Here is a 24,147-nt window from a genome sequence, read left to right as displayed (position 1 = left end):
CGGCGACCGTCCTGTGTTTCGGCCGCACGTCAGCTGACCGAAGCCTGTGAGGTTGCGCGGATATCCGACCGGAGGGTCCGCGACAACCGTCGCACAGGGCAGTCGGGTTTCCGGGGTCTGCTCCCGGCTCGGCGGGCGAGTTGATGGACCGGCGAACGGCCCGCTGGATGGCCTGGCACTGGTCGACGGCCCGGCGCACGTCCGTCAGCGGGTGAGGCCGACCAGCGTCGCCAGCCGCGTCACGCCGGCCGGCGCCGGGTTCGCGCGGGCAACATCGGCGATGAGGGTACGCGCCAACGGCCGACACCGGACCTCCGCCGGCGCGACACTGTCCGCGTCGACCATGGCACGCGCCGCCCCACGCAGGTCACCCACCAGCAGGTACACCCGCGCGACGTCCAGCAGATAGGCACCCCGGTACTCGGCCGGCAACCGCCGCCACGCCTCCCGCCGAACGACACTCACATGCCGTCGCACCGCCTCATCGGCGTCACCCCGATGCGCCGCCACCAGCACCCGCGCCAACTCGACAGCGACCGGCCCGAAGCTGGTGCGGTACTGATCGTCGTACCCCCGCAGGCTGGCGGCGACGCCCGCGGCCCGGTCGGTCAGCTCGTCGGCGCGGTGGTGCTCGCCGCAGCCGGCGGCGGCCAGCGCGGCCTGGATCAGCAGCGTCCCACCCACGGCCCACTCCCCCGGCGACCGCTGCGGCCGGACGCGGTTCGCTGCGGCGAGCGTTGCGGCAAGGGCGAGACGGTCGCGGCCCGACGCGCGCAGCGCCTGCCCGACCGACACGGCCGCCGTCGCCGCGAGCGCCGAATCGTCTCCGGCGGCGGCCACCGCCCGATCGGCGGCCAGCCACCCCAGGTCGGCCTCGCCGAGTTTGACCAACAGGGCGGAGGTAATCCGGTACGTCTGCACCCGCACCTCCGGTGACCGCGCGCCCTGCACGACATCGAGCAGACTCGGCAGCACCCGCACCAACTGCGCGTAGTGCGCGTGCTGGTAGGTCAACCAGGCGTACCCGACCTGCCTCCTTGCCTCTTCCGTCGCCTGCGGTGCGGCCCCCGGGGCGTCGTAGCGGGCGAGAGCGGCCCGAATGTCGTCCACCCCTTCGAGAGCGCCGACCGGCGTCCGCTGCGACTGCTGGCCAAGCAGCACCTCCGGATCGACCCGCAGCACATCGGCCACCTCCTGGATCACCGAGTACCGGTCCAGGGCGCGCACACCCCGCTCCACCTTGTCCACCCAGCTCTTCGACCTGCGCAGCCGGTCGGCGAGCTGCTGCTGCGTCATCGACCGCCGCACCCGCCAGCGCGCGACCCGGCGGCCGATCGGGAGGTCATCGCTGGTCACGCCGCCACCGCCGGTCCGGGACCGCACGCGTCGTGTCCTCAACCGGTACGCGGTCCGCCTCGGCCTGCTCGCCCTTGCTCGCTGTCTCGTCGCCCTGCATTCCCACCTCCGTCAACCGGCGCACGACAAGTCCTCCCTCTGTAGGGCGCGTCAGACTCTGGCCGGGCCGCCCTTGTCCTGTCTGGACGACAGGTCTTGCAGAACCACGCTCCGCCGATTGGTAGTGACGACTTCACCGCGAGTCACGGACGAGTGGGGACGTCCTTGTTAGGGTGAGTCGTCCCCGATGCCGTCCCCAAATCCCGGTGAGCAGGAGACGCCATGCCGAACGACCGTCTTCGCAACGGGATGCTCAAGAAGGGTCTGACGGCATCGGCGCTGGCCGACAAGCTGGGTGTCGACCCGAAGACTGTCGAGCGGTGGGTGACGCAGACTCGCAACCCGTACCCGCGCTATCGCCACTCCATCGCCGAGCTGCTGAACGAGAGCGAGTCGTACCTCTGGCCGGACGCGCTACCGACGCAGCGAGCCGTGCAGATCAGCCAGTCGGAACTAGTCCAGATATACCCGCGCCGCGGAGCCGTTCCTACCGACCTCTGGCAGCATCTCTTGGAGCAGGCCAGCCGACAGGTCGGCGTCCTGGTCTACGGAGGGTTGTTCCTGCCAGAGTTCAACCATCGCTGGATCCCGACGCTTCGCGAAAAGGCGTTGGCCGGGGCGCAAGTCGAGTTGCTATTCGGCGACCCGGAGGGCGAGCACATCGCCGAACGTGGAGACGCCGAGGGCATCGGTCCAGCCATGTCGAACAAGATCCTCAACGCGCTGGCCTTCTACAAAGAACTTCGAGACCTGGACAACGTCGGGATCTACTACCACGACACGATCCTCTACAACTCCATCTACCGCTTCGACGACGAGATGCTGGTCAACACGCACCTGTATGGCACGCCGGCCGCGTATGCGCCGATGCTGCACCTGCGACGGCTCGGCGGTGGGGACCTGTTCGACAGCTACGTCGCCAGCTTCAACCGAGTCCTAGGGAAGAAGCGGGCCGTCTGGCCTGAACACTGAGCCGCCAACCGAGAAAGGCTGAGGACATGGCCCGGATCGAGCATTTCAACAACCCGAACGCACCGAAACCGAACAGCATCGTTGTAGCCGTGACCGTCTTCGTTCAGGACGAGCAGGGACGCTTGCTGCTCATCCAGCGCACCGACAACGGCCTCTGGGCGTTGCCCGGCGGCGCGCAGGACTTCGGCGAGTACATCGCTGAGACGGCTGTCCGGGAGACGCTAGAAGAGACCGGCATCGAGATCGCGGTGACTGGCGTGGTCGGGATTTACAGCAACCCAAACCACGTCGTGGAGTACAGCGACGGCGAGGTGCGACAACAATTTTCGGCCTGCTTTCGCGGCCGCTACCTGAGTGGGAAGCCTGCGGTAAGCGACGAGTCGTCAGCAGTACGGTGGGTCGCACAATATGAACTTGACGACCTACTCATCCACCCGTCGATGCGACTCAGAATTGACACTGGCTTTGAGCGACGCGGTGAGCCTTACATCGGGTAAGCGGCCATCCGGCACTGCGTCCGACTCACTGCACCTAGCAAAGCCGGCTCAGCTCTGCGCCAGAACCGCGTAACGATGCTGTCAGGCCCGTACCGTTCGCGGATCTCGGCAAGCCTTTCTTCCACCGAGAGGTCCTGGCCGTCTGGTCCCGTAGTCATGTCTGCATACCAAAGGGCGTCGGACGTAGGCGACTCCTCTTGAAAGAACTCCGAGCGTAGGACCTGTCCCAAGCCCCACTCGTCTGCTTCGTACGAAGCGCAGGAGTGATGGGCGACCAGGCTTGCAAGCCTCAGATCGGCGGCAGCATGGCGAAGTAGCCAACGAGCACCGTCGAGCGAGTGAAAGCCCGTCGCGACGATGTCAGGCGCATAGCCCATGTCGTGCAGCCAAGCAGCGGCGACAAGGGCCTCCGCATCGTCACCAACCAACGGGCTGAGCTGATGAGCCTTTGCAGCAACCGAACGGACATGTTGCCAACGCCGAGGTAACGCAGGTGCGAGGTATCGTTCAGCCAGTCTAGCCGCCCACTCGACGGTCCCTACCATGTCGAGAGCGTAGGGCTCGCGGACCTCAGGGGCTAGCTCAATCCCCTCTTCCAAGATGGACAGACGATACCTAGAGTAGCGGGATCGGCAGTTTCCGTAGCGGCGGAGGTGACGCGTGGCTCAAGGTGGTCGTTCAGATCAGGCACGTCAGATGGCGGCGGAACGGCGAGAGGCTGACCGGTTGGCACGGGAAGTTGCGCGTCAGGCCAGAGAGCAGCAAAAGGCGCGACAGGCAGAGCATGCCACGAAGCAGCAGCGCCTGGCCGAGATGAGAACCGAAGCCGTGGCCGAGGAAATTGAACTACTTGAGAAAATCCTCCTGAATGCCCTAAATCACCCAACCTTGTCTTTTGCTGGACTCAAAGTAAAGTTTGAACCGCCGGCTTTTCAGCCGGGAACGCTGGCGACACCTCTGACTGAACCGATTTGGCAGCAGTACGCCCCTGTGGAACCCCGAGGTCTTGGACGATGGTTCGGCGGCATGAGTCACTACCATCGGACCCTCGCCCAGGCGCGACGCTCATTTGAAGCTGCAACCGCAGACTTCCAGCGTACCGAGGGCGAACGTTTGCGTAAGCTAGCGGCGGCCCAAGCTGAGCACCATCGAAAGGCAGAGGAGGCGCGCGCCGGCGCTGAACTCTATAACAACAATCTGGATGCACGCCGACAAGGATTCGCGCTCGGAGAGGCCGAAGCTGTCGAGTGGTTTGTAGATAAAGTACTCAGAGCTTCTATGCATCCGAAAAGCTTTCCACGTAAATGGCAGGTCGCATATCGACCCGAAAACCGAGACGTGGTCATTGAATTCGAGTTGCCGGCGCAGCAAGTAGTGCCGAACGTCCGAGAGTACCGTTACGTAAAAAGCCGCGGGTCTGTGGATCCTGTTCCTAGGCCGGCAACAGAGGTCAAGCAGCGGTACGCGCGCCTCATCGCGTCTATGGCGCTCAGGACGCTACACGAGATTTTCCGCAGCACACCGGCTGAGGTCGTCGAAGCTGTCGTCTTTAATGGTCGCGTCAGCACTACAGATAGGGCCACCGGCAAGAACGCTCGCCCACACCTCATCAGCGTCGAGGCTGAGAGATCCGCATTCTCCGATCTAAATTTAGCCAAAGTGGATCCTGCTGCGTGTCTCAAGTACCTCAATGCGTTGGTATCGCCGAACCCATTTGACCTGGAAGCGGTCGAACCGTTTATTACATTTGATCTCAAGAGATTCAGGTTCGTTGAGGCTACCGACGAACTAGCGGGCCTCGACTCTCGGCGGAATTTGTTGAAACTTTCGCCAACCGAGTTTGAGCATTTGGTCAAGGACCTTTTCGCGGCGATGGGGGCAGAGGCTTGGCGGACGGTGCCCTCAAAAGACGGGGGCGTCGACGCTGTCGCGACAAGCAAGAATCTGTTCTTTGGCGGGGTTTGCCTAATTCAGGCCAAGAGGTGGACCAAGCTTGTTGGGCTTGACGCTGTGCACGCGCTCACCGGCGTGATGACTGACCACAACGCCACCACCGGTGTACTCGTAACTACGTCATGGTTTAGCCGGACCAGCGAACAGTTCGCGCAGCGGAACCGAATCACTTTGATCAACGGTGCCGAGTTGAAACACCTAATCAAACAGTACTTGGGATTCGATGTAATCCCGGGCACACGTCCGCCGACTAGGATCCGGGCATCCGACAACAATCAGACTGGCCGACCCGGGCCAGCTGGGTAGATAAACGTTGCACAATTGACGGGCCACTCGGCGCCGCCCGACCGGAGGCCAGCCCAGAGGCCGCCGCTCGGGGCCTGCTGCCAAGGCGCAGCCGCCAGCCACCCCTGCAGCTTCGACTCCCTCCGGACTTAGACCGATCGCCTCCTCCTGCCTTTCTTCATCGATCGGCCTCCCGCAAGCGCATCTCACACCAGAGCCGGCCATAGACTTAATTTGCTTAGGCGAAGGCGCTCGGAAGATTTGGCGAGAAGCGCTTTTGCACAGCACAACAATCTCGCTGCTTATAAGGCCTGCGGAATCCATTCGCCGGGCAATCTCGGCAATATCTGCGCCGGGGAACGACTTGAGTTTCTTTGGAAGATCGGAAACCAGCAATCCACCAGCCCGGGATCGTGATGCAGGCCGTGGTCGATGGCTGAGGTGACCTCGATCGCGGTCCTGTTCGGGCTTATGTTGGCAGCTTGGGTAGCTGGCGTGATTGCCTGCCTAGATTTGTGTTCTTGCCTGCTCGATTTGCCGCACGATGGCATGGGCGCCGTGGGCTTGGGCGATGGCGTTCGCCTCGTCGAGTGTCGCGAGCGCGTCCGCATGGCGGTCCTGGGCAGCGGCGATGTAGGCCAGGCCGACCATGTTGGCGGCCACGCCCGGCAGCGCGCCCACCTCTCGGCGCAGCCGTGACGACTCCTCCAGCCGCTCGCGCGCCTCGACCAGTCGACCGGCTGTGTGCGCCGCGATGCCCAGGTGTCGAAGTGCCTCGGCCTGGGTCGGCTTGTCGCCGACCTGCGTCGCCAACTGGTGGGACCTTGCCAGGTGCGGAACCGCGGTCTCGTTGTCGCGCCGGATCACCTGATGCAGGCAGCCGATCCAGAACAGCGCCTCGGCCTGACCGCGCGTGTCGCCCAGCGCCTGGTACAGCTCGATCGCACGCTCAAACAACGGCAGTTCAGCCGGATCCTCGACGGGTGACGAGCCGCTGATGGCGCGTTCATTGAGGAATCGCGCATGCAGGATCCGCCCCCGGGCCAGCGCGGCGTCGGCCTCCACCGCGTCCAGGTCCCGTTCGGCGTCGGCCAGTACGCCGGCATCGCCGCTGAACACGGCATGTTCGTAGTGGACCCTGGCCCGTTCGATGCGATCTTCGGCGCTCATCGCCGCCCCCGTCCCGGCATCGCCACTGCGTGCCGGGTCAGCAGTCTAGTGGTCGGGAAAGGTGCTGCGCCCCGTTCGTCGGATGGGTGGCGGCCGCCGGTCGGCGTCCGGCGGCCGCCCCCACAACCGGTCAGCTGGCGTACACCTCCAGTGCCGCCAGTTGCCCGGCCGGCCAGCCGGTGTTACCGGTCACGGTGATGCGCACGTAGCGGGTCTGCGCGGCGCTGAAGGTCAGCGCCACCTGGTTGCCCGTCGAAGGGTCGAACGTACGCCCCGCCGAGGAGACCAGCGTCCCGAAGCTGCCCCCGTCGGTGCTGCCCGACACGGCAAGGGTCTGCGTCCGGGTCGCCCAGGCCGACGACGGCGGCAGCTTCAGCACCACCCGCCCGACAGTGCGCGTCGCGCCCAGGTCGACCTGGACCCACTGGGGGAACGCGTTGTTGGCGCTCTCCCAGTAGCTGTTCGCGTCGCCGTCCACCACGTTGCCCGACCCGTAGCTCTGGACGTGGCTGCTCTCGCTTGTGGATCGGCCGCGGGCGAGGTCGGCGTTGGCCGGGGCGTCGGTGGTGACGGTGACCGCGTTCGAGGCCGCCGAGGTGTTGCCGGCGGCGTCGCGTGCGGTGACGGTGAAGGTGTACGAGGTGGACGCGCTGAGGCCGCTCACGGTCGCCGTGGTGCCCGTGACCGTGCTGACCACCGTGCCGCCCTGACGCACCTGGTAGCCGGTCACCCCGTTGTCGTCGGTGGACGCCGTCCAGGCCAGGGAGACGCTGCTCGACGTCCGGCCGGTCGACGTGAGGCCGCTCGGCGCGGTCGGTGGGTTGTCCGTGGTGCCGCTTGAGGCGTACACCTCGACCTGGGAAAGCTGGCCCGCCGGCCAGCCGGTGTTGCCGGCGATGCTCAGCCGGATGTGGCGGGCCGTGGTGGTCGTCAGCGTGCGGGTGACGGTGTTGCCGGTCGCCGGGTCGAAGGCGAACGCCGAGGCCGCGGCGATGGTCGAGAAGGAGCTGCCGTCGACGCTGCCCAGCACGGTGATGGTCTGGGTCCGCGCGCCCCAGCCGACGGGCAGCCGCACCACGAGCTTGTTGACCTGGTGGCTGGCGCCGAGGTCGACCTGCCACCAGTGCGGGAACGCGCCACCGCCGCTTTCCCAGTAGGTGCCGGCGTCGGCGTCCACCGCGCTCGACGCCGGGAACGGGCCGTTCTGGCTGCTCGCCGAGGTGGGTCGACCGGCGGCCAGGTTCCCGCTGGCCGGTGGCGGCGTCCCGACCATCGGCGGCGTCGGACGTACGGCGGTGAGGGCGAGCTGTCCCTTGAGCATCCGGCCGCCGTCGGCGGTGATGCGCAGGTAGTAGTCGGAGGAGCAGGCGACTCCGTCCTCGTCCAGGGCGCGGATGTTCGCGCCGGCCGGGGTGGTGGCCTGGGTCTCGGACGTCTTGGCGATCTGGTTGCCCTCGTTGTACTCGTCGAACATGGACACGTAGAGGCCCTGCGAGCCGAGCCGGACCATGTTGTAGATGTGCCGCCAGTAGAAGTCGCCGTGCCTGCGGTGCCCACCGGCCAGGTCTCCGGGCATCACGCAGGGCAGGTAGTCGATGCCGCGCGCCGCGCAGTCGGCCATGTCGCCGACGTTGACGTTGTTGTAGTACGAGTCGAGTTCCTCCACCGTCCGGGCCCGGTAGACCATCCACGGCGAGATCGCGTGGAACGCGTGGTAGACGTCGAGGAAGCCGGAGCGGGAGTCCTCGATGCCCTGCCGCCACCAGGTGGGCACGCCACCGATGACGTAGCAGCCCTGCGCCTTGAACCAGTTGACGACCTCCAGGCACGGCCCCGGGGCGAAGGGCCGGCTCGGTTCGCTGAAGCCGAAGCCCCAGATGCAGACGACCGGCTTGCCGTTCTGGCGGGCGTACGCGCCCGACGCGGTGTGCGCGGCCATCTTCGTCGTCCAGTCGGTCTTGATGTCCGTCTGCATGGTCAGCCAGTCGGTGACGTCGTACATGATGTAGAACTTGCGGCCGTAGCGTTCGGCCGCCGAGCGGACCTTCTGCGTCATCGCGTCGCGGGTCGGCCCCTCGCCGCCGGTCGGATTGAACCGTTGCAGCGCGGCGGTGTCACAGCCGTACTCCTGCATCCAGCGGAAGTGGGTGTCCACGGTCTGCTGGTCGTAGGAGGAGAAGAGGCTGGCCGGCGAACCGTTGCCGAGGTTGGGGTACGCGGTGGGATAGCTGCGCGTGTACTCGCGCATGTCCGGCCAGGACACGATTGTGGTGTTGGACGGCGACGGCGGCTGGAAGCGGTCGCGGCTCCAGTGCCACCAGCCGCCGATGGGCGCGGAGTCACCGGGAGCGCTGAACCAACCCTGGTAGCCGACCGTCACCTTGCCGACCACGTCCCCTACCGGGCTGGCGGCGGACGCCGGGCCGGCGAGGGTGGTGAGCAGCTCGGTGGTGGAGGTGGCGGCGAGGGCGGACCCGGCCAACACGGACGTGACGAACCTGCGGCGGGAGACCGCCATGACGACCACTCCTTCTTCGACGGAAGGCATTGACGGTCATCGTGGCAGCACTAAATACCAACCCGCAAGAGTACGACTGATCGATGAAATATTCGTCCACGTTGCCGGAAGGAGGCGACCAGACGCGGATCGCACGACGGGGGCGGAGCCGGTGCGGCTCCGCCCCCGTTTGCGCTGGTCCCCGACCGCTACGAACTCGGGTACTGCGCGAGGTAGACCGGCACGCCGACCTTCGTCATGTCGGCCGCGTCGCCGACGCCGTTGACGACGTGGCCGATCGTGCCGGCGCTGAGGTTGACGGTCATGATGTGGTGCAGCCGCACACCCGGCCGGTTCGGCACCTCGAAGCCGTTCTCGGTGTGGATCGACGGGTTGTTCTGGTTGAAGACGTACACCCCGCCGCCGTAGAGGTCGTGGTGGCGCACCCGGTCGCCGACCTTGTAGCCGGCCCAGCCCTCGACCGGGCCGTTCATCCAGTCGGCCTGCGTCGGCGGGTCGTACGGCAGCTCGTTCTGGTAGAGGATCGTGGTGCCGTGCTCGCCGTTCCAGACCGTGTTGTAGCGCTGGAAGTGCTCGACGAACAGGCCGGTGGCCGTCACGTGGTCGCCGTTGATGACCGCGCCGTAGCGGCCGGTGTTGGTCCGCCAGCGGTCGGTGTCGCCGTTGACGCCCTTGGTGAAGCCCTCCACGCCGTGGTCGCCGCGCCACACCCAGGTGTGGTCGATGAGCACGTTGTCGCTGTTGACCTCCAGCGCCGTGTTGGTCCGGCCGATGTGCGGGCCGCCGACGCGGAAGTACACGTCGGACAGCGTGGTCGGGTTGGCCGGGCTGCTGGCGTCGCGGCCGTGCTGACGGCCCACCCGCAGCAGGGCCGGCGACTCGACCGTGCCGGCGTCGATCGTGACGCCGGCGACGATCACGCCGGGCACTCCTGCGACGTCCAGCGGGACGGCGCCGTTCACCGCGGTGAGGGTGGCGTGGCCGATGCCGAGCACGACCGTGTTGGCGCGTCGGATCTCGATGCTGCGGGCGATGTCGTAGACGCCGGGGGTGAGCAGCAGGTGCTTGCCACGCGCGAGTTGACTGTTGATCACCTGCACCGGGTCGGACGGCTTGGCGATGAAGAAGTCGTCGATCCCGATGGTCCGTCCGGGCGTCAGGCCGTCGGCCCACGAGACGCCCCGGCTGTCGCGCTGCGCCGCCGGCACCCGCACGTTGTAGCGGCCCTTGCCGTCGACGAACAGGTACGGCTTCTCCCGGCTCAGCGGCGTGGTGTCGAGGGTGGTGTACGGCGGATCCGGGAACGTGGCGTCGTCCGGTGCGCCCTCGACGCCCGCGAAGACCTGGTTCCACACGGCGTTGGACCACCCGGCGACCTCGCTGTTGCGGGTGAGCCACTGCTGTTGGGAGCCGTTGGTGGTGGCCGGCAGCCGCGAGTCGGCGATGAAGCCGCCGCTGGCGTACTGCGGGCCGGCCGTGCAGTAGTCCATCAGGGACAGCCCGCCGCCGGTGATGTTCAGCCGGCGCATCGAGACCGCCTGGGACACCGCCCAGAAGTTCGCCGTCGACCGGCAGCCGTCCTGGCCGGCCGCGTTGACGGTGAGCGAGAGGTTGGACAGGGTGCGCCAGAAGTTGACCAGCGCGAGGCAGTTGCCGGTGCCGCCGTCGGCCAGGCAACGGTTGTAGACCTCCAGCTTGCCGTTGACGGCGACGTCGGTAGGCGACGCGCCCAGGCCGGCGACCTCGGTGTAGTAGCCGACCTTGGCCTGCAACGGCTGCTCGGCCGTGCCGTACGCGCCCGGCTTGAACAGGTAGGCGTGCCGCTCGGTGCCCATCTCGTTGTCGACCTGCCGGGCGTGCGCGGCGTCGAGGGTCCGCTGGATCTCGCTGACCGGCATGGTCGGGTCGAAGATCGTCACGTTCGGCCCGAAGTCGGGTGCGCCGTGCGTCGGGCGGCCGGCGGTGGCGGCGGTGCCGGTCGTCGTGAGGGCGGTGGTGACCAGAAGCGTGAGCAGGAGGGTACGTCGGGACGGGGTTGTCATGTGGTTCGTCCTCTCCGCGACGGGGTGGTACTCCCGGCGCAGCTGGGGCCGTGAGAGCGCTCTCTGGTGTTTCTACCCGGTCCGGCGGCCCCACGCCATGACCGGGGACGGCGAACTTCGGACCGGGCCGGTGAGAATGGACGGTGGCGCGCAACTCAAGGAGGCGACGATCGTGGGTGGCACGTTGGCCGACATCCTGGACGCGGCGGCACGCGGACACTTCCCGCCGCCGGACGGCGGGACCACCATCGTGCCGCAGCACAACCGCCGGGACGCCGGAGTGATCGCGTTCACCGCCCACTCCGTGGTGTTCACCGACGAGGACCCCGACTGGGTCCGCCGTACCCTGGCCGCCCTCGACTGCGACGCACTGGCGGCCACGATGAATCCGCGTTTCCTGAGCGCGCTGCTCGACCGCACCGGACGGTCGACGGACACCATCGACCTGCTGACCGTCGCCTCCCCGCTCGCCGGAGCGCCCCCGCTGGCGCTGCGCGAGCTGACCGACGCCGATCACCCCCGCGAGGCCAGGGCGCGCAGGCGTCGGGACGACGTCCGCGTCTGGGCGGCCGAAGGCGGCGTGGTCGTACTCGGCCGTGGCGTGGCGGGTCGCTGGGAGGCGGCGATCGAGGTCGACGAGGACGCTCGCCACCGGGGCCTGGGCCGGGCGCTGGCGACGGCCGCCCGGCACCTGGTGCCCGACGGCCAGCCGGTCTGGGCACAGCAGGCCGCCGGCAACGCGCGCAGTGTGCGTGCCTTCCAGGCGGCCGGCTTCCGACCCGTGGGCGCCGAAGCGCTGCTCCTGGAGAAGTAGCCTCTCCGGGCGCCCCTACCGGTCCGCGCTCAGGAACTCGTCGATCATCGGGGCCAGCCAGTCGGCGCGCTGCGGGATCGTGGTGTGGGTGGTGCCCGGCAGGATGGCCAGCCGGCAGGCCGGCAGGCCGGTCAGGTCGCCGGGCACCCCGCCGCCGAGCAGCCGGAACATCCGCACCGCGTGCTCGGGCTGGACGATGTCCGAGTCGGCCAGCACGATCATGGCGGGCGCGGCCAGGGCCCCGATCTGCTCGGGCGTCCACCGCGGCAGGTTTGCGTCCAGCACCTTCATCTTGGTGACCAGGTTGGCCCAGCCCGCCGGGTCCGGCGCGGTCCGCAGGTACTCCTCGTGGAACTCCGAGCCGTGCAGGTGCTCCGGTCGCAGATCCTGGATCCCGTCGAGCAGCCCGGGGTGCAGGCCGGCGTCCTCGAAGCTCACCGAGGCGAGGACCAGCCGCCCGACCCGCTCGGCGTGGTCGGTGCCCAGGCGCAACGCCACCGCCGCGCCCATGCTCCAGCCGAACACGTCCGCCCGCTCGACACCCAACCGGTCCAACAGCTCGACCACGTCGGCGGCGAAGTGCTCCACGGTCAGCGGACGGTCGGCGTCCGGAGTGTGGCCGTGCGCCTGCAACTCCACGGCGATCACCCGCCGCGACTTCGCCAGCAACGGCAGGATCGTGCCGAACGAGGTGCCGATGCCGGAGAGCGCGCCGTGGATGAGCACCAGCGGCCGGCCCTCGTCACTGCCATGTGTCTCGTGATAGATCTCCATGCCCACACGGTGCGCCGCCCCGCTTACGGTCTGCTTCAGGTCGTCTTACCGGCGCTAAGATGTCCGCCGTGCAGTTCGGGGTGCTCGGGCCGCTCGCCGTCACCACGGACGCCGGCGAGCCGGTGGTCGTGCCCGGCGCCAAGGTGCGCGCCCTCCTGGCCGACCTGCTGACCAACCGCAACCAGGTCGTCTCCGCCGACCGGCTCATCGACGACCTGTGGGGTGACGACACCCCCGCCAACCCCGCCGGCGCCCTCCAGGTGCGGGTGTCGCAGCTACGCAAGGCGCTCAACGACGCCGAGCCGGGCGCCCGCGACCTGGTCGAGTCCCGCGCTCCCGGCTACCTGCTGCGGGCCGACACGGTCGACGCCGACCGGTTCGCCGAGCTGGCCCGGCACACCGACGTCGACCGGTTGACCGAGGCCCTCGGGCTGTGGCGGGGCGAGGCGTACGCCGACGTGGCCGACGCCGAGTTCGTCCGCGCGGAGGCGACCCGACTCGCCGAGCAGCGCCTCGCCGTGCACGAGCGGCTCGCCGAGGCCCGGGTGGCCCGGGGTGAACACGACCTCGTCGCGGCCGACCTGGCCGAACTCGTGGCCCGACACCCGCTGCGCGAGGGCCTGCGGGCGGTGCAGCTGCGCGCGCTGTACGCCGCCGGTCGCCAGTCTGAGGCGCTGGACAGCTACGCCGACCTGCGGGACCGGCTCGCCGACGAGCTGGGCCTCGACCCCGGCCCCGAACTGGTCGCCCTGCACCGCAGGATCCTCGAACAGGACGCCGGCCTGAGCGCGCCACCGAAGGCCGCGATCATCCGCAACAGCCTGCCGGCCCAGCTCGACGAGCTGGTCGGCCGGGCCGAGGCGCTGACCGAGCTGCGGGCCCTGCTGCCCGCGCAGCGCCTGGTCACGCTGATCGGGCCGGGCGGCGTCGGCAAGACCCGGCTGGCCACCGAGACCGCCCGCGCCCAGTCCTTTCCGGACGGCGTTCTGCTGGTCGAGCTGGCGCCGCTGCCGGCCGGCGACCCGGGCGTCGCCGAGCAGGTCCTCGGCGCGCTGGACGCCCGCGAGGCCGCCGGCACGAGCCTGTCCGCCACCGACCGACTCGTCGCGGCGCTGCGGTCGCGGCACCTGCTGCTGGTGCTGGACAACTGCGAACACGTCATCGAGCAGGTCGCCGCGCTGGTGGCCCGGCTGCTGCGCGACGCGCCCGAGGTGCGCGTGCTGGCCACCAGCCGGGAACCGCTCGGCCTGACCGGGGAGCTGCTCTGGGAGGTACCCCCACTGTCGTTGCCCCGGGACAGCGACCCGGACGCGGTCCGACGCTCGGCGGCGGCCCGGCTGTTCGCCGCCCGCGCCGCCGCCCAGCACCGCGGATTTCGTCTCGACGAGCACACCGCGGCGGCGGTCGCCCAGCTCTGCCGTCGCCTGGACGGCCTGCCGCTGGCGTTGGAGCTGGCCGCGACCCGCGTCCGCGCGCTGGGCCTGCGGGGGGTGGTGGACCGGCTCGACGACCGGTTCCGGCTGCTCACCACGCAGCAGCGCGACGTGCCGCCGCGACAGCGGACGCTGACCGCGGTGATCGGCTGGAGCTGGGACCTGCTCGACGACGGCGACCGCGCGGTGCTGGCCCGGCTCGCGGTGTTCGGCGACGGCTGCACCCCGGAGGCGGCCGAGTTCGTCTGCCGGACCGACCTCGACACACTGGCTCGCCTGGTGGACCGGTCGCTGGTGGTGCTGGACGACTCCGGCACCGGCCCCCGTTACCGGCTGCTCGAGTCGGTCGCCGCGTTCGGCCTGGACCACCTGGTCGACGCCGGCGACACCCGGGCGCGGCACGCCGCGTACTACACCGACCTGGCCGAACATGCCGACCCGCGGCTGCGCGGCCCCGACCAGCAGCGGTGGCTGGCGCTGCTCGACGCGGAGACGGTGAACCTGCGCGCGGCGCTGGCGCACGGCGGCGGGTTGCGGCTGGCCGTCGCGCTGAGCTGGTACTGGTACCTGCGGGGTCGGCTCAGCGAGGCGCGGCGAGCCCTCGCGACGCCCGGCGACCCGGCGCAGGAGAGCCGCGCCGCAGCCTGGCGGATCGGTTTCGCGCTGTTGCAGGGCGAGCAGGTCCCTCCGGCCGAGGTGCGCGCCGCCCTGGCCGGTGTCACCGACGCCCGAGCCGTCTGGTTCGCGGCGAACGCGGTACTCGAGAGCAGTGACCTGCCGCTGGCGTCGGAGCTGCTGCCCACCGCCGCCACCGATCCGTGGACCGAGGCCGCGGTGCTCAGTTCCCGGGCCATGATCGCGCACGCCGGCGGTGACCTGGCCGCGTTGGAGAGCGCAGCGACGCGCAGCACCGCGCTGTTCGCCGAGGTGGGTGACCGGTGGGGCCGCCTCCAGGCGAGCGACTGGGTGGGTGGGCTGGCCGAGATTCGCGGCGAGTACGAACGCGCGGCAGCCCTGCACCGGGAGGGGCTGCGCTGGGCCGAGGAGCTGGGGCTGTGGCCGCACGTGGGCGGCAAGCTGTCCTGGCTGGCCTGGCTCGCGGTGCAGACCCGCGACTACGCGCAGGCCCGGGAGCTGGCCGAACGCGCCTACCAGCTGGCGGTGGAACAGGGCTCGCCGAGCGCGATCGTCTTTGCCGAGCTCGGCCTCGGCTTCGCCGCCCGCCGCGACGGCAAGCTCGACCTGGCCACCACCCACCTCACCCGCCTCGCCGAGCAGGGACGCAGCGAGACCCAGCCGGCGCTCTACCTGCCGATGGTCCTCGTGGAGCTGGGTTACGCGGTCGAGCAGAGCGGCGACCCTGCCGCCGCGCTGGCCCTGCACCTCGAGGCATTCGACGTCGCCGAGGCGATGGCCACCGCGCGCGATGCGCTCGGCCCGCTGGAAGGGATGGCGTCGGCGGTGCGTTCGCCCGAGGTCGCGGCCCGGCTGCTCGGCACTGCGGCCGCCGCCCGGCAGGCCGCCGGCACCCCAGCGGCGCCCGCAGAACGCGACGACACCGACCGGGTGACCGAGCGGGTGCTCGCCGCGCTCGGCCGGGAACGGTTCGACGCGCTGGTCGCCGAGGGCGCGAAGCTGAGCCCGGGCGAGGCCCGGGCCCAGCTCTGATCGCCGCTCAGTCGCTCAGCTCGCCGACGTCGGCCGGTACGAGGCGATGATCACGCCGCTCTTGTGCACCCGGGTGTCGATCAGCTCGAACGACGCCTTCACGTCGGTGAGCGGGGTGCTCAGGTTGGCGCCGCCCTCCAGCACCGGGTGGATCCAGAACCGGACCTCGTCGATCAGACCCGCCTTGACCAGCTGGGCGGTGACCGAGCCGTAGCCGTACTGGATGATGTCCTTGCCGTCCTGGGCCTTGAGCTTCGCGACCGCCTCGATCAGGTCCCCCTGGAGCACCTCCGTGTTGTTCCAGGTGGGGTTGGTGAGGGTGGTCGAGGCGACGTACTTCTTGACGTTGTTGAAGTAGGCCGCGCCGGTGGTCGGGTCGCTCTCGTCCATCGCCGGCCAGGCCTGGGAGAAGCCGTCGTAGGTGGCCCGGCCCATCAGCAGCGCGTCGGCGGATTCGGTCTGCGAACCGGCGAGGGCGGCGGCCTCCTCATCGAAGTAGGGCGCGGTCCACATCGGGTTCTCGATGACGCCGTCGAGGGTGAGGTAGGTCGAGTTGATGAGCTTGCGCATCGGAATCTCCTGGGTGTGTGTCGTGTGCTCCGGTGACACCCAGAACTTTGCCGAGCCCCGCTTACGATTCGCTTCAGGTCCCCTTGCGGGGGTCCGAAAGCGGGTCCGAAAGCGGGTCGGTCAGCGGGATCGGCAGCGCCTGCGGGGCCGCCGTGCCGCCACCGGGCGAGTGCGCCGGCGCGGGCCGGTCGCCGGTGCGGCTGTGCAGGCGTCCGCGCCCGGCCGGCCCGGCGCGGCGGGTCACCTCGACGGTTACCATCCGCACCGGCGGTGGCGGCGCGGTGAAGCGGCCCACCCCCCAGCGCACCCAGATCGGGATCCGGCCGGCGTCCGCCTCGGCGGTCAGTTTCTGCACCGTACGCGCCCGGTCGGTGTGGTCGACCTCGATCACCACCGGTGGGCCGTCCGGTCGGGCGCACGCCACGTCGAGGACGGAGTGCCGCTGCTGCATGGGCGGCGGCAGCGGCACGACGCTGGGCGCGCGCCGGTAGACCCGCCAGCCGTGCCCCTGCCCCCACCGCGCCACCTCGTCGATGATCCGCGCGGTCACGTCGTCGGTGTCCAGGTCGACGAAGGTCACGTCGGCCAGCCACCGGCCCAGGTCGGCGGCCAGCCGCTCACCCTGCGCCGTGACGTCCACCGGCGCAGGATAACGCCTCAGCCGACGGTGGCCGCCGTCGCGGCGAGGTGCCGGGTGAGCCAGGCGGTGGTGGCCGTACGCGCCGTCTCGGCGTTGTCGCGGGCCAGGAAGTCGTGCAGTCATCGGCGACAGGTCCCGCAGCAGGTCGGCGCGCGCACCGACGGCGGCGCTGCTGATCCTCTTCGGACAGCGCGGTCTCTCCGAACTAACGGCTCGGGGTCCGTGCGTACTCGATGGTCGCGGCGACCTGGTCGGCCGTGCCGGCGCCGAGTTCCCGTTCGGTGAGCCACAGTCCCAGATCGAGCCCGGCCGTGAGCGCGCCCGCCGTGACACGGTCGCCGTCGTCGACGACGCGCTCGTCGAGGACTGTCACGTCGTAGCCGCGCAGTTCGTCGTACGCGTGGCGGTTGGTGGTCGCCCGCCGGCCGGTCAGCAGGCCGGCGGCCGCGAGGAGCAGCGCGCCGGTGCACACCGACGCCATCCACCGCGTCGATGGCGCCAGCGCGGACAGCTTCGCCGCAAGCTCACCGCGCTGTGCCTGCGCCCAGGCGCCCTCGGCGGCCCGGTTGAGCCATCCGCCGCCAGGGACGATCACGCCGTCGGCCGGACCCAGCACGTCGGGGACCCGGAGCTCGACCCCACGCATGCTGGTGACCCGGCCAGGCCGCTCGACGGCGACCAGTCGCACGTCGAACCCGGCGATCGAGAGCACCTCGAAAGGCCCGAAGACGTCCAGTTCGTCGAAGCCGTCGAACACCACGATGTCAATTCGCACCCGGTCAGGATCTCTCGTCGGCCTGGGGGTGACGAGTGGCATCCTTGCCATCATGCGTAAGAGTTCCGCCACGCATCGGGTCGCCGTTCTCGCTCTCCCCAGGGTCGTCGCCTTCGACCTGACCATCGCGACGCACGTCTTCGGCCACGAGGGTCACGGCCGGTACGCGACGACGGTGTGTTCCCTGGACGAGGGGCAGGTCGTCACCACAACCGCGGGTCTGAACCTGACCGTCGCGGCGACGATCGACGCCCTCGGCGACGCCGACACGGTGATCGTGCCCGGATTCCGCCGCGGGCCGGCACCGGCGCGCGCTCTCCAGGCGCTGCGACTGGCACACCGTCGGGGCGCGCGCATCGCGTCGATCTGCACCGGCGCGTTCGCGCTGGCTCAGGCCGGCCTGCTCGACGGCCGCCGTGCCACGACCCACTGGGTGCACGCCGAGGCGCTTGCCCGCGAACACCCCGGGGTGCTCGTGGACGCCAACGCCCTCTACGTCGACGAGGGCCAGGTGCTCACCAGCGCCGGACTCGCCGCGGGCCTCGACATGTGCCTCTACCTCGTCGGTCTCGACCATGGGCAGGCGGTCGCCATCGAGCGGGCCCGTCACATGGTCACCCCACTGCACCGAGCGGGCGGCCAGGCGCAGTTCATCCCGGTCGGGGTGGCGGGTGAGGACGATGAGCTGGCCGCGGTCACCGCCTGGGCGAGCAGCAACCTGCGGCATCCGATTACCGTCGCGGACCTCGCGCGACAGGCGGTGATGTCCACCCGCACGCTGCACCGGGCGTTCCAGAGCCGTTTCGGCATGGGTCCGCGAGCCTGGCTGATCCAGCAACGGCTGCGCGCCGCCTGCACCCTGCTCGAGGACAACGGGATGAGCGTCGACGAGATCGCTCGGCGCACCGGGTTGGGCACGGCCACCAACCTGCGTGCGCATTTCCAGCGGGCCTTCGCCACCACCCCTACCGCGTACCGGCGAGCCTTCACACCGTGAACTGACGCTCGGGGGTGGATCTGGGCGAGAGCCGATATACCGCAGAGGTATGAATATGACTGACAGGTATATCGGCCACCGAAGCGACCGCCCCAGCGAGGGCCGCGCGTGGGTGATCGACGCGCGATCGCCGATGTCGGGGTGTCCTGACCAGCTGGACACCCCGACATCGGTGATCTGGAGTTGATCAAGAGCGCGGCCAGGTCACCTCATGTTGGCGACCACGAACGGCGCGTGGCCGTGCAGGTAGTTGTTCCACCCGCCGGTCACCGGCGCCCCGGGGCTGAGCAGGTTGGTGGTGTCGGTGCCGACGTCGAGCTTCCAGGCGGTCCAGGAGATGCCGTTGGCCTTCATCCAGTCGATCCAGGACTGCGCCTCCGGCAGGCAGGCCCGGCCGTCGAGGCCGCCGTCGGCGTTGCTGGCGCCCCACTCGGTGACGAACAACGCGAGGCCCGCCCGGATCGCCGCGTCGCCCTTGGCGCGCAGTGACCCGCCGTGGGTGCACGAGTAGAAGTGCAGCGTGTACATGAGGTTGATGCCGGAGACGGGGCTGGCCGCCGCGGCGTCCACGTCCTGCGACCACGTCGGCGTCCCGAGCACGACGATGTTGTCCGGGTCGGCGGCGCGGATCGCGGACACGACCGCCTGGTGGTACGGCTTGATGACGCCGGTCCAGCTGAACTGCAACGGCTCGTTCCACGTCTCCCAGATGACGTTGGGCAGGTGACCGTAGCGGCGTGCCAGGTCGCCGAAGAACGCCACCGCCTGGGACTGGTTGTTCTGCGCCTCGTGCGCGTGCCAGTCGACGATCACGTACACCCCGGCGGTGACCGCGTTGTTGATGATCGTCTCCACCTGCGCCCGCGCTTTGCCCGGGTCACTCAGGTACGCCCCGGCCGGCTCCACGCCCATCGCCGCGCGGATCACCTGGAGGTTCCAGTTGTCGCGCATCCAGGTCAGCGCGGACAGGTTCTCGGCGTACGGAGCGGTCTCCCAGTTGAGCCACATGCTGCTGACGCCGCGTAACTGCACCCGCGCGCCGCTCTTGTCGCACATCGTCGTGCCGCAGACCCGCAGTTGCCCGTACCGCTGCACTGGTGTGCCGGTCGTCGGCGGCGGAGTGGTGGGGGGCGGAGTCGTCGGCGGCGGCGTCGTGGGCGGCGGGGTCGTCGGTGGCGCGGTGGTGGGCGGCGGCGTCGTGGGCGGCGTGCCGCCGGTGCAGGACACGCCGTTGCCGTTGACGGTGCAGTTCACCGGAGTGCCGGAGCCGTTGACGAGAAAGCCGAACGACGTCGAGGCGCCGGCCCCGAGAGTGCCGTTCCACGACACGTTGCTGAAGGTGTAGTGGTTACCCGAGGTCACCTGCTGGGCGTTCCACGACTGGCTGATGCTCGTGCCGGCCGGCAGGTCGAACTCGACCCGCCAACTGCTGATCGGCGCGGAGGTGTCGTTGGTGACCGTGACCTGACCCTGATAGCCACTGCCCCAGTTGTTGGTCACGGAGAACACGACAGTTGCCGCGCTGGCCGGCGTGGCGATCATCGCCACCGCGCCGGCGAGGAGGCCGGCGACGGCCAGCGACGTGACAAGTCTCAGTGTGCGCATGCGGAACCCGCTTCGGATCGACGGTGATGGTCTGAGGCGGGGCGGCGCCTTCACGCAGAGTATCGATCACCAACGATGCCGTGCAAGCCGGGGCGCACGGCTGCCCGGTAGGTCAGCCCCGCCGCCAGCCCCACCGCCGCGAACCGGTCGCACCCCCCGACCCGCCCTTCTCCCGGGCCAGCATCTCGGCCGCGACCCGCAGCTTCTGGGCGGGCTCCGCGGCGGCCGGGCCCAGCGTCTCCACGAAGCGGTTGCCCATCGCCAGCACCATTGCCGCTCGGTCGAGGTCGCCGATCAGCACCAGGCACTGGGCGTACACCCCGTAGGTGTTGGCCATCTCCCAGAAGGTCAGCGGACGGGCCAGGTCGAGCAGCCCCTGGCGCAGCTCGCAGGCCCGCGACGCCGCCAGCGCCGCCTCCTGGGCGCCGGCGCCCGACGACGGCCGCGTGCGGTGCCGGTGCAGCAGCGCCGTCGCCTGGTTGTGGTAGGCCGTGCCCATCGCCTCGCGGGTGCGGGGCCCGGCGGACGGCGGAGACCCGGCGCAGGTCAAACCCACCGTCACGGCCCGTTCCAGCAGGTCCCTGCGCGTGGCGGGCTGACCGGCGGCGAACGAGACCTCGGCCAGGTCCACCAGTGCGGTGATCAGCTCGGCGAGGGCGTCGTCCCGGGGTGCGGCCGCCACGTTCCCGCCCTCGGCCGCCACGGCGTCGTACACCCGCTCGAAGACGACCACCGCCTCGCCGCCGGGGGCCATCCCGTCGGCGGCCCTGCCGCGCGCCGAGAGCAGCATGCTGTGCCGCCACAACGCCCGGGCCAACTGCTGCTGGTCCTCGCGGACCCCAGCCGGACCGCGCACCGTCTCCCGGTACGCCCCGATCACCCGGACCCACAACCGGTCCGCCTCCGCCCAGGTGTCCTGTCGCGCCGAACGCTCCCGCGCCTGCTCGAACAACCGTCGCCGCTCGTCCGGTCCCATCGTGCGCACCGCCTTTCAAGGTCACCCCCAGCCCACACCACCAAAAGCAGTGAGACCCGTCGATTCTAGGTCGCCCCGATGGTCACCACCCGCGCGGCAGGCGGACGGCGGTCGTAGCGTGGTGCCATGAGAACCACCACGCTGGGCAGCGCAGGGCCCGAGGTCGGCGTCATCGGTCTCGGGTGCATGGGCATGAGCCACGGATACGACATCACCGGCCCCCGCGACGACGACACCTCGATCTCAGTGATCCGCCAGGCGCTGGACCTGGGCGCCACGCTGATCGACACGTCCGACGTGTACGGGCCGTACACCAACGAGGAGCTGGTCGGCCGGGCGCTGGCCGACGGCCACCGGGAGCGGGCCGTCCTGGCGACCAAGGTCGGGCTGGTGGCCACGTCCCTGACCGGAGGCCCCGGCAACTCACCGAAGATCGGCAACAACGGCCGGCCGGAGCACATCCGCACCGCGATCGACGACAGCCTGCGCCGCCTCGACACCGACCATGTCGACCTCTACCAGCTGCACCGCGTCGACCCCGAGGTGCCCATCGAGGAGTCCTGGGGCGCGATGGCGGAGGTCGTCGCGGCGGGCAAGGCGCGGCAGATCGGCCTGTCCGAGGTGACGGTGGACCAGATCGCGCGAGCCCAGACCGTGCACCCGGTGGCGTCGGTGCAGTCCGAGCTGTCACTGTGGACCCGGGACCCGCTGGCCGAGGTCCTGCCGTACTGCGTCGCGCACGGCATCGCCTTCCTGCCGTTCTCCCCGCTGGGCCGGGGCTTTCTGACCGGCCGGTTCTCGTCGTTCGACGACCTGCCGGCCGACGACTTCCGACGCGGCCTGCCGCGCTTCCAGCAGGACACGCTGCGGGCCAACCTGGCCATCGTCGCCCGGGTCCGGGAGATCGCCGACCGGGCCGACGTCACTCCCGCGCAGGTCGCGCTCGCGTGGGTGATCGCCCAGGGCGACCGGGTCATCCCGATCCCCGGCACCAAGACACCGAAGTACCTGGTGGACAACTGCGCGGCCGGCGACGTGCGGCTCGGCACCGAGGAACTGGCCGACCTCGACGCGCTGCCCGCCCCCGAGGGCGGACGCTACTGAGCATCCGGCGGCCCGGCGCTCAGCCGGGCCGCCGGACCGTCACGGGCGGGCCGAACCGCACCCCGACACCGGGCGAGTAGAGCACGCTGACCGGCGGTCCGACCGGCGCCGGCAGCCCGGCGGCGGCGACCAACCCGTCGTCCAGGTGCAGGAGCTCGGCCCGGTGCAGCGGCCAGCGGGGATGCCAGTTCGGCAGGTGCAGCGTGCGACCGTACGCCCGGGTGTGCAGCCCCCACCGGGCGGTGAGGAAATGGTCCAGAGGGGCGGGGTCGGCGATCGGCTCCCCCACCCGGAGAGCCGGACGTTCGTCTCGGCGAACGTGCCGAAGTACGGCACTCCCGGCCCGCGACCGAAGCCCAGCCCGACCATCCGAAAGCCGATCAGGCCGACGAAGCTCACGCCGTCCAGCGTGTCCGGACGAGTGCCGGCGGGCAGCAGCGGCGCGACGAGTTCCGGAGCGACCGCCCAGTGCAGGAAGGTGAGGTCCTCCCAGCGCTGCCGCAGGATCGTCTGGACGAACGTTCGGCGGGGCGCGTCGTCGACCGGTTCGATGTGCACGCCCCTCATCCTGACTCAGGCGTGCGGACCGACACGCACCGTCCCGACGGTCAGTGCGGCGTCACCCTCCAGGATGTGGGCCGATCCGCTCGACCTCCTCGGCCAACTCCCGCCGCCGACCGGCGCCGAGGGCCCGCCCAGCTCACGTCGGTCATCGCAGGCTCGCGAAGAAGGCGCGGATGTCCGCCGCGTGCGCCAGCGGCTCGTCCATCGCCACGAAGTGGCTGCCCGGGTTGCCCTGGGGCCAGTGGACGATGGTGTTGTCCCGTTCGGCGAGGCGGCGCATCAGCGCGGTCCCGCCACCGTAGACGCCCGACGGCACCCGCCGCTGCCCCTGGGGCCAGGCGAAACCGCCGTCGTCGGCGACGGTGAGCCGCTCGTACATCGGCCACGAGGAAGTTCCCGAGGTGCCGGTGAACCAGTAGAGGCTCACGTTGGTGAGCAGATGGTCCCGGTCGATGGCCTGCTCCGGTGTCGGTACCGTCATGGTGAACTCCTTGAACTTCTGCATCATCCAGGCCAGCAGCCCGACCGGCGAGTCGGTCCAGGCGTACGCGAAGGTCTGTGGCGCGGCCCGCAGCAGTGCGTGGTGGTCCACCCCACCGCTCATCCACCGCTGCATCTGCTCCCACTCGGCGCGTTCCGGCTCGCTCAGGTCCGCCACGTCGGCGGCGGTCGGAAAGCCGAAACCACCGTCGATGTGCACGCCCACCACCCGCTCCGGGGCCACCGTCGCCACCCGGGGCGCGACGTACGCGCCGAGGTCGCCGCCCTGGGTGCCGTAGCGGTGGTAGCCGAGGCGGGCCATCAGCTCGGCCCACATCCGGGCGAGCCGGTCGATCGTGAACCCGGCCGGTGGCGCCTGCGAGAAGCCGAAGCCGGGCACCGACGGCGCCACCACGTGGAACGCCTGCGCGGGGTCCCCGCCGTGGGCACGCGGGTCGGTCAGCGGGCCGATCAGCTCGGTGAACTCGACCAAAGAGTTCGGCCAGCCGTGCGTCAGCAGCAGCGGCAGCGCGTCGGGTTCCGGCGAGCGTACGTGCAGCAGGTGCACGTCCAGGCCGTCGATCTCGGTGACGAACTGGGGAAAGTCGTTCAGGCGCGCTTCGTGCGCCCGCCAGTCGTAGCCGTGCGCCCAGTGCTCGGTCAACTCGCGGAGGTAGTCCACCGGCACCCCTCGGTCCCAGCCGGCACCGGGCAGCGAGCGGGGCCACCGGGTGCGAGCGAGCCGGTCGCGCAGGTCGTCGAGGTCGGACTGGGGAATGTCGATGCGAAACGGTGTCATGCCGGGGAACGCTAGGGCCGATATAGGTCAGGATCTGGCACACATCGCTGGCATGG

Annotated in this window: 21 protein-coding genes and 1 pseudogene; 7 read left to right on the top strand and 15 right to left on the bottom strand. The window is 70.0% G+C overall.

What is annotated here, in order from left to right:
* Positions 1-204: 204 nt before the first annotated feature.
* Positions 205-1,356 (bottom strand): helix-turn-helix domain-containing protein, encoded by a 1,152-nt coding sequence (locus OG505_RS07535; protein WP_405432036.1) that lies wholly within the window; start codon positions 1,354-1,356, stop codon positions 205-207.
* Positions 1,343-1,480 carry a hypothetical protein gene (locus OG505_RS07530; protein ID WP_405432034.1) on the bottom strand — a complete coding sequence of 46 codons (138 nt, stop codon included), beginning with the start codon at positions 1,478-1,480 and terminating at the stop codon, positions 1,343-1,345. The genes OG505_RS07535 and OG505_RS07530 overlap by 14 nt, the downstream gene beginning before the upstream one ends.
* A gap of 197 nt (positions 1,481-1,677) precedes the next feature.
* On the opposite strand from OG505_RS07530, the gene OG505_RS07525 reads away from it, so the two are divergent.
* Positions 1,678-2,427 carry a helix-turn-helix domain-containing protein gene (locus OG505_RS07525; protein ID WP_405432032.1) on the top strand — a complete coding sequence of 250 codons (750 nt, stop codon included), beginning with the start codon at positions 1,678-1,680 and terminating at the stop codon, positions 2,425-2,427.
* Positions 2,428-2,453: 26 nt separating this feature from the next.
* Positions 2,454-2,924, top strand: coding sequence for an NUDIX hydrolase (locus OG505_RS07520; protein WP_405432031.1), 471 nt, complete (start codon positions 2,454-2,456; stop codon positions 2,922-2,924).
* On the opposite strand, the gene OG505_RS07515 is transcribed toward OG505_RS07520, so the two are convergent.
* A complete protein-coding gene (locus OG505_RS07515; RefSeq protein ID WP_405432030.1) occupies positions 2,912-3,469 on the bottom strand; it encodes an HD domain-containing protein in 558 nt (185 codons plus the stop codon). The two genes, OG505_RS07520 and OG505_RS07515, sit on opposite strands and share 13 nt — an antisense overlap.
* A gap of 115 nt (positions 3,470-3,584) precedes the next feature.
* On the opposite strand from OG505_RS07515, the gene OG505_RS07510 reads away from it, so the two are divergent.
* Positions 3,585-5,183 carry a restriction endonuclease gene (locus OG505_RS07510; RefSeq protein WP_405432029.1) on the top strand — a complete coding sequence of 533 codons (1,599 nt, stop codon included), beginning with the start codon at positions 3,585-3,587 and terminating at the stop codon, positions 5,181-5,183.
* Between the two features lie 486 nt (positions 5,184-5,669).
* Here OG505_RS07510 and OG505_RS07505 read toward each other — a convergent pair whose 3' ends face one another.
* From OG505_RS07505 to OG505_RS07495, 3 genes are all read right to left on the bottom strand, one after another.
* Complete coding sequence (locus OG505_RS07505) at positions 5,670-6,332, bottom strand: tetratricopeptide repeat protein (RefSeq protein ID WP_405432027.1); 663 nt, start codon at positions 6,330-6,332, stop codon at positions 5,670-5,672.
* A gap of 130 nt (positions 6,333-6,462) precedes the next feature.
* On the bottom strand, positions 6,463-8,850 hold the full coding sequence (locus tag OG505_RS07500) for a discoidin domain-containing protein (protein WP_405432026.1): 2,388 nt from the start codon (positions 8,848-8,850) through the stop codon (positions 6,463-6,465).
* 188 nt (positions 8,851-9,038) lie between these two features.
* Positions 9,039-10,892 carry an adenylyl cyclase gene (locus OG505_RS07495; protein ID WP_405432024.1) on the bottom strand — a complete coding sequence of 618 codons (1,854 nt, stop codon included), beginning with the start codon at positions 10,890-10,892 and terminating at the stop codon, positions 9,039-9,041.
* A gap of 172 nt (positions 10,893-11,064) precedes the next feature.
* Here OG505_RS07495 and OG505_RS07490 point away from each other — a divergent pair, with 172 nt between their 5' ends.
* Positions 11,065-11,706, top strand: coding sequence for a GNAT family N-acetyltransferase (locus OG505_RS07490; RefSeq protein WP_405434415.1), 642 nt, complete (start codon positions 11,065-11,067; stop codon positions 11,704-11,706).
* Between the two features lie 15 nt (positions 11,707-11,721).
* On the opposite strand, the gene OG505_RS07485 is transcribed toward OG505_RS07490, so the two are convergent.
* Positions 11,722-12,480, bottom strand: coding sequence for an alpha/beta fold hydrolase (locus OG505_RS07485; RefSeq protein WP_405432022.1), 759 nt, complete (start codon positions 12,478-12,480; stop codon positions 11,722-11,724).
* A 59-nt stretch (positions 12,481-12,539) separates the two neighbouring features.
* On the opposite strand from OG505_RS07485, the gene OG505_RS07480 reads away from it, so the two are divergent.
* Positions 12,540-15,581 carry a BTAD domain-containing putative transcriptional regulator gene (locus tag OG505_RS07480; protein WP_405432020.1) on the top strand — a complete coding sequence of 1,014 codons (3,042 nt, stop codon included), beginning with the start codon at positions 12,540-12,542 and terminating at the stop codon, positions 15,579-15,581.
* A gap of 15 nt (positions 15,582-15,596) precedes the next feature.
* Here OG505_RS07480 and OG505_RS07475 read toward each other — a convergent pair whose 3' ends face one another.
* From OG505_RS07475 to OG505_RS07465, 3 genes are all read right to left on the bottom strand, one after another.
* Positions 15,597-16,151, bottom strand: a complete 555-nt coding sequence (locus tag OG505_RS07475) for a dihydrofolate reductase family protein (RefSeq protein WP_405432019.1) — start codon at positions 16,149-16,151, stop codon at positions 15,597-15,599.
* 73 nt (positions 16,152-16,224) lie between these two features.
* Positions 16,225-16,791 (bottom strand): hypothetical protein, encoded by a 567-nt coding sequence (locus OG505_RS07470; protein ID WP_405432018.1) that lies wholly within the window; start codon positions 16,789-16,791, stop codon positions 16,225-16,227.
* A gap of 205 nt (positions 16,792-16,996) precedes the next feature.
* Positions 16,997-17,566: a DJ-1/PfpI family protein gene (locus OG505_RS07465; protein WP_405432016.1), complete on the bottom strand. Its 570-nt coding sequence runs from the start codon at positions 17,564-17,566 to the stop codon at positions 16,997-16,999.
* 52 nt (positions 17,567-17,618) lie between these two features.
* Here OG505_RS07465 and OG505_RS07460 point away from each other — a divergent pair, with 52 nt between their 5' ends.
* Positions 17,619-18,563 carry a GlxA family transcriptional regulator gene (locus OG505_RS07460; RefSeq protein WP_405432014.1) on the top strand — a complete coding sequence of 315 codons (945 nt, stop codon included), beginning with the start codon at positions 17,619-17,621 and terminating at the stop codon, positions 18,561-18,563.
* Positions 18,564-18,767: 204 nt separating this feature from the next.
* Here OG505_RS07460 and OG505_RS07455 read toward each other — a convergent pair whose 3' ends face one another.
* Positions 18,768-20,168 carry a cellulase family glycosylhydrolase gene (locus OG505_RS07455; RefSeq protein WP_405432012.1) on the bottom strand — a complete coding sequence of 467 codons (1,401 nt, stop codon included), beginning with the start codon at positions 20,166-20,168 and terminating at the stop codon, positions 18,768-18,770.
* A gap of 112 nt (positions 20,169-20,280) precedes the next feature.
* Positions 20,281-21,144 (bottom strand): hypothetical protein, encoded by an 864-nt coding sequence (locus OG505_RS07450; RefSeq protein ID WP_405432011.1) that lies wholly within the window; start codon positions 21,142-21,144, stop codon positions 20,281-20,283.
* A gap of 126 nt (positions 21,145-21,270) precedes the next feature.
* Between OG505_RS07450 and OG505_RS07445 the strand changes: the two genes are divergently transcribed.
* On the top strand, positions 21,271-22,248 hold the full coding sequence (locus tag OG505_RS07445) for an aldo/keto reductase (RefSeq protein ID WP_405432009.1): 978 nt from the start codon (positions 21,271-21,273) through the stop codon (positions 22,246-22,248).
* A 19-nt stretch (positions 22,249-22,267) separates the two neighbouring features.
* Here the strand turns inward: OG505_RS07445 and OG505_RS07440 are convergent, their stop codons facing one another.
* The 3 genes and pseudogenes from OG505_RS07440 to OG505_RS07430 form a co-directional block, all read right to left on the bottom strand.
* Positions 22,268-22,537, bottom strand: a complete 270-nt coding sequence (locus OG505_RS07440) for a DUF2071 domain-containing protein (RefSeq protein ID WP_405432008.1) — start codon at positions 22,535-22,537, stop codon at positions 22,268-22,270.
* 21 nt (positions 22,538-22,558) lie between these two features.
* Positions 22,559-22,815 (bottom strand): annotated as a pseudogene (locus OG505_RS07435) (DUF2071 domain-containing protein); the annotation flags it as partial.
* A gap of 142 nt (positions 22,816-22,957) precedes the next feature.
* The gene (locus OG505_RS07430; protein ID WP_405432007.1) at positions 22,958-24,091 is read right to left on the bottom strand and encodes an epoxide hydrolase family protein; all 1,134 of its coding nucleotides are present in this window, start codon (positions 24,089-24,091) and stop codon (positions 22,958-22,960) included.
* Positions 24,092-24,147 lie beyond the last annotated feature (56 nt).

Source organism: Micromonospora sp. NBC_00617, assembly GCF_045161355.1.
Taxonomy (GTDB): Bacteria; Actinomycetota; Actinomycetes; order Mycobacteriales; family Micromonosporaceae; genus Micromonospora.
The sequence above is the reverse complement of the archived record's forward strand: the minus strand, read 5'-3'. Positions and strand labels throughout refer to the sequence as shown.

Coding starts and splice junctions, on each gene's coding strand:
- OG505_RS07445 (WP_405432009.1), top strand. CDS start 21,271: ATGAGAACCACCACGCTGGGCAGCGCAGGGCCCGAGGTCGGCGTCATC.
- OG505_RS07430 (WP_405432007.1), bottom strand. CDS start 24,091: ATGACACCGTTTCGCATCGACATTCCCCAGTCCGACCTCGACGACCTG.
- OG505_RS07515 (WP_405432030.1), bottom strand. CDS start 3,469: ATGGTAGGGACCGTCGAGTGGGCGGCTAGACTGGCTGAACGATACCTC.
- OG505_RS07520 (WP_405432031.1), top strand. CDS start 2,454: ATGGCCCGGATCGAGCATTTCAACAACCCGAACGCACCGAAACCGAAC.
- OG505_RS07460 (WP_405432014.1), top strand. CDS start 17,619: ATGCGTAAGAGTTCCGCCACGCATCGGGTCGCCGTTCTCGCTCTCCCC.
- OG505_RS07485 (WP_405432022.1), bottom strand. CDS start 12,480: ATGGAGATCTATCACGAGACACATGGCAGTGACGAGGGCCGGCCGCTG.
- OG505_RS07475 (WP_405432019.1), bottom strand. CDS start 16,151: ATGCGCAAGCTCATCAACTCGACCTACCTCACCCTCGACGGCGTCATC.
- OG505_RS07500 (WP_405432026.1), bottom strand. CDS start 8,850: ATGGCGGTCTCCCGCCGCAGGTTCGTCACGTCCGTGTTGGCCGGGTCC.
- OG505_RS07480 (WP_405432020.1), top strand. CDS start 12,540: ATGTCCGCCGTGCAGTTCGGGGTGCTCGGGCCGCTCGCCGTCACCACG.
- OG505_RS07525 (WP_405432032.1), top strand. CDS start 1,678: ATGCCGAACGACCGTCTTCGCAACGGGATGCTCAAGAAGGGTCTGACG.
- OG505_RS07455 (WP_405432012.1), bottom strand. CDS start 20,168: ATGCGCACACTGAGACTTGTCACGTCGCTGGCCGTCGCCGGCCTCCTC.
- OG505_RS07450 (WP_405432011.1), bottom strand. CDS start 21,144: ATGGGACCGGACGAGCGGCGACGGTTGTTCGAGCAGGCGCGGGAGCGT.
- OG505_RS07495 (WP_405432024.1), bottom strand. CDS start 10,892: ATGACAACCCCGTCCCGACGTACCCTCCTGCTCACGCTTCTGGTCACC.
- OG505_RS07505 (WP_405432027.1), bottom strand. CDS start 6,332: ATGAGCGCCGAAGATCGCATCGAACGGGCCAGGGTCCACTACGAACAT.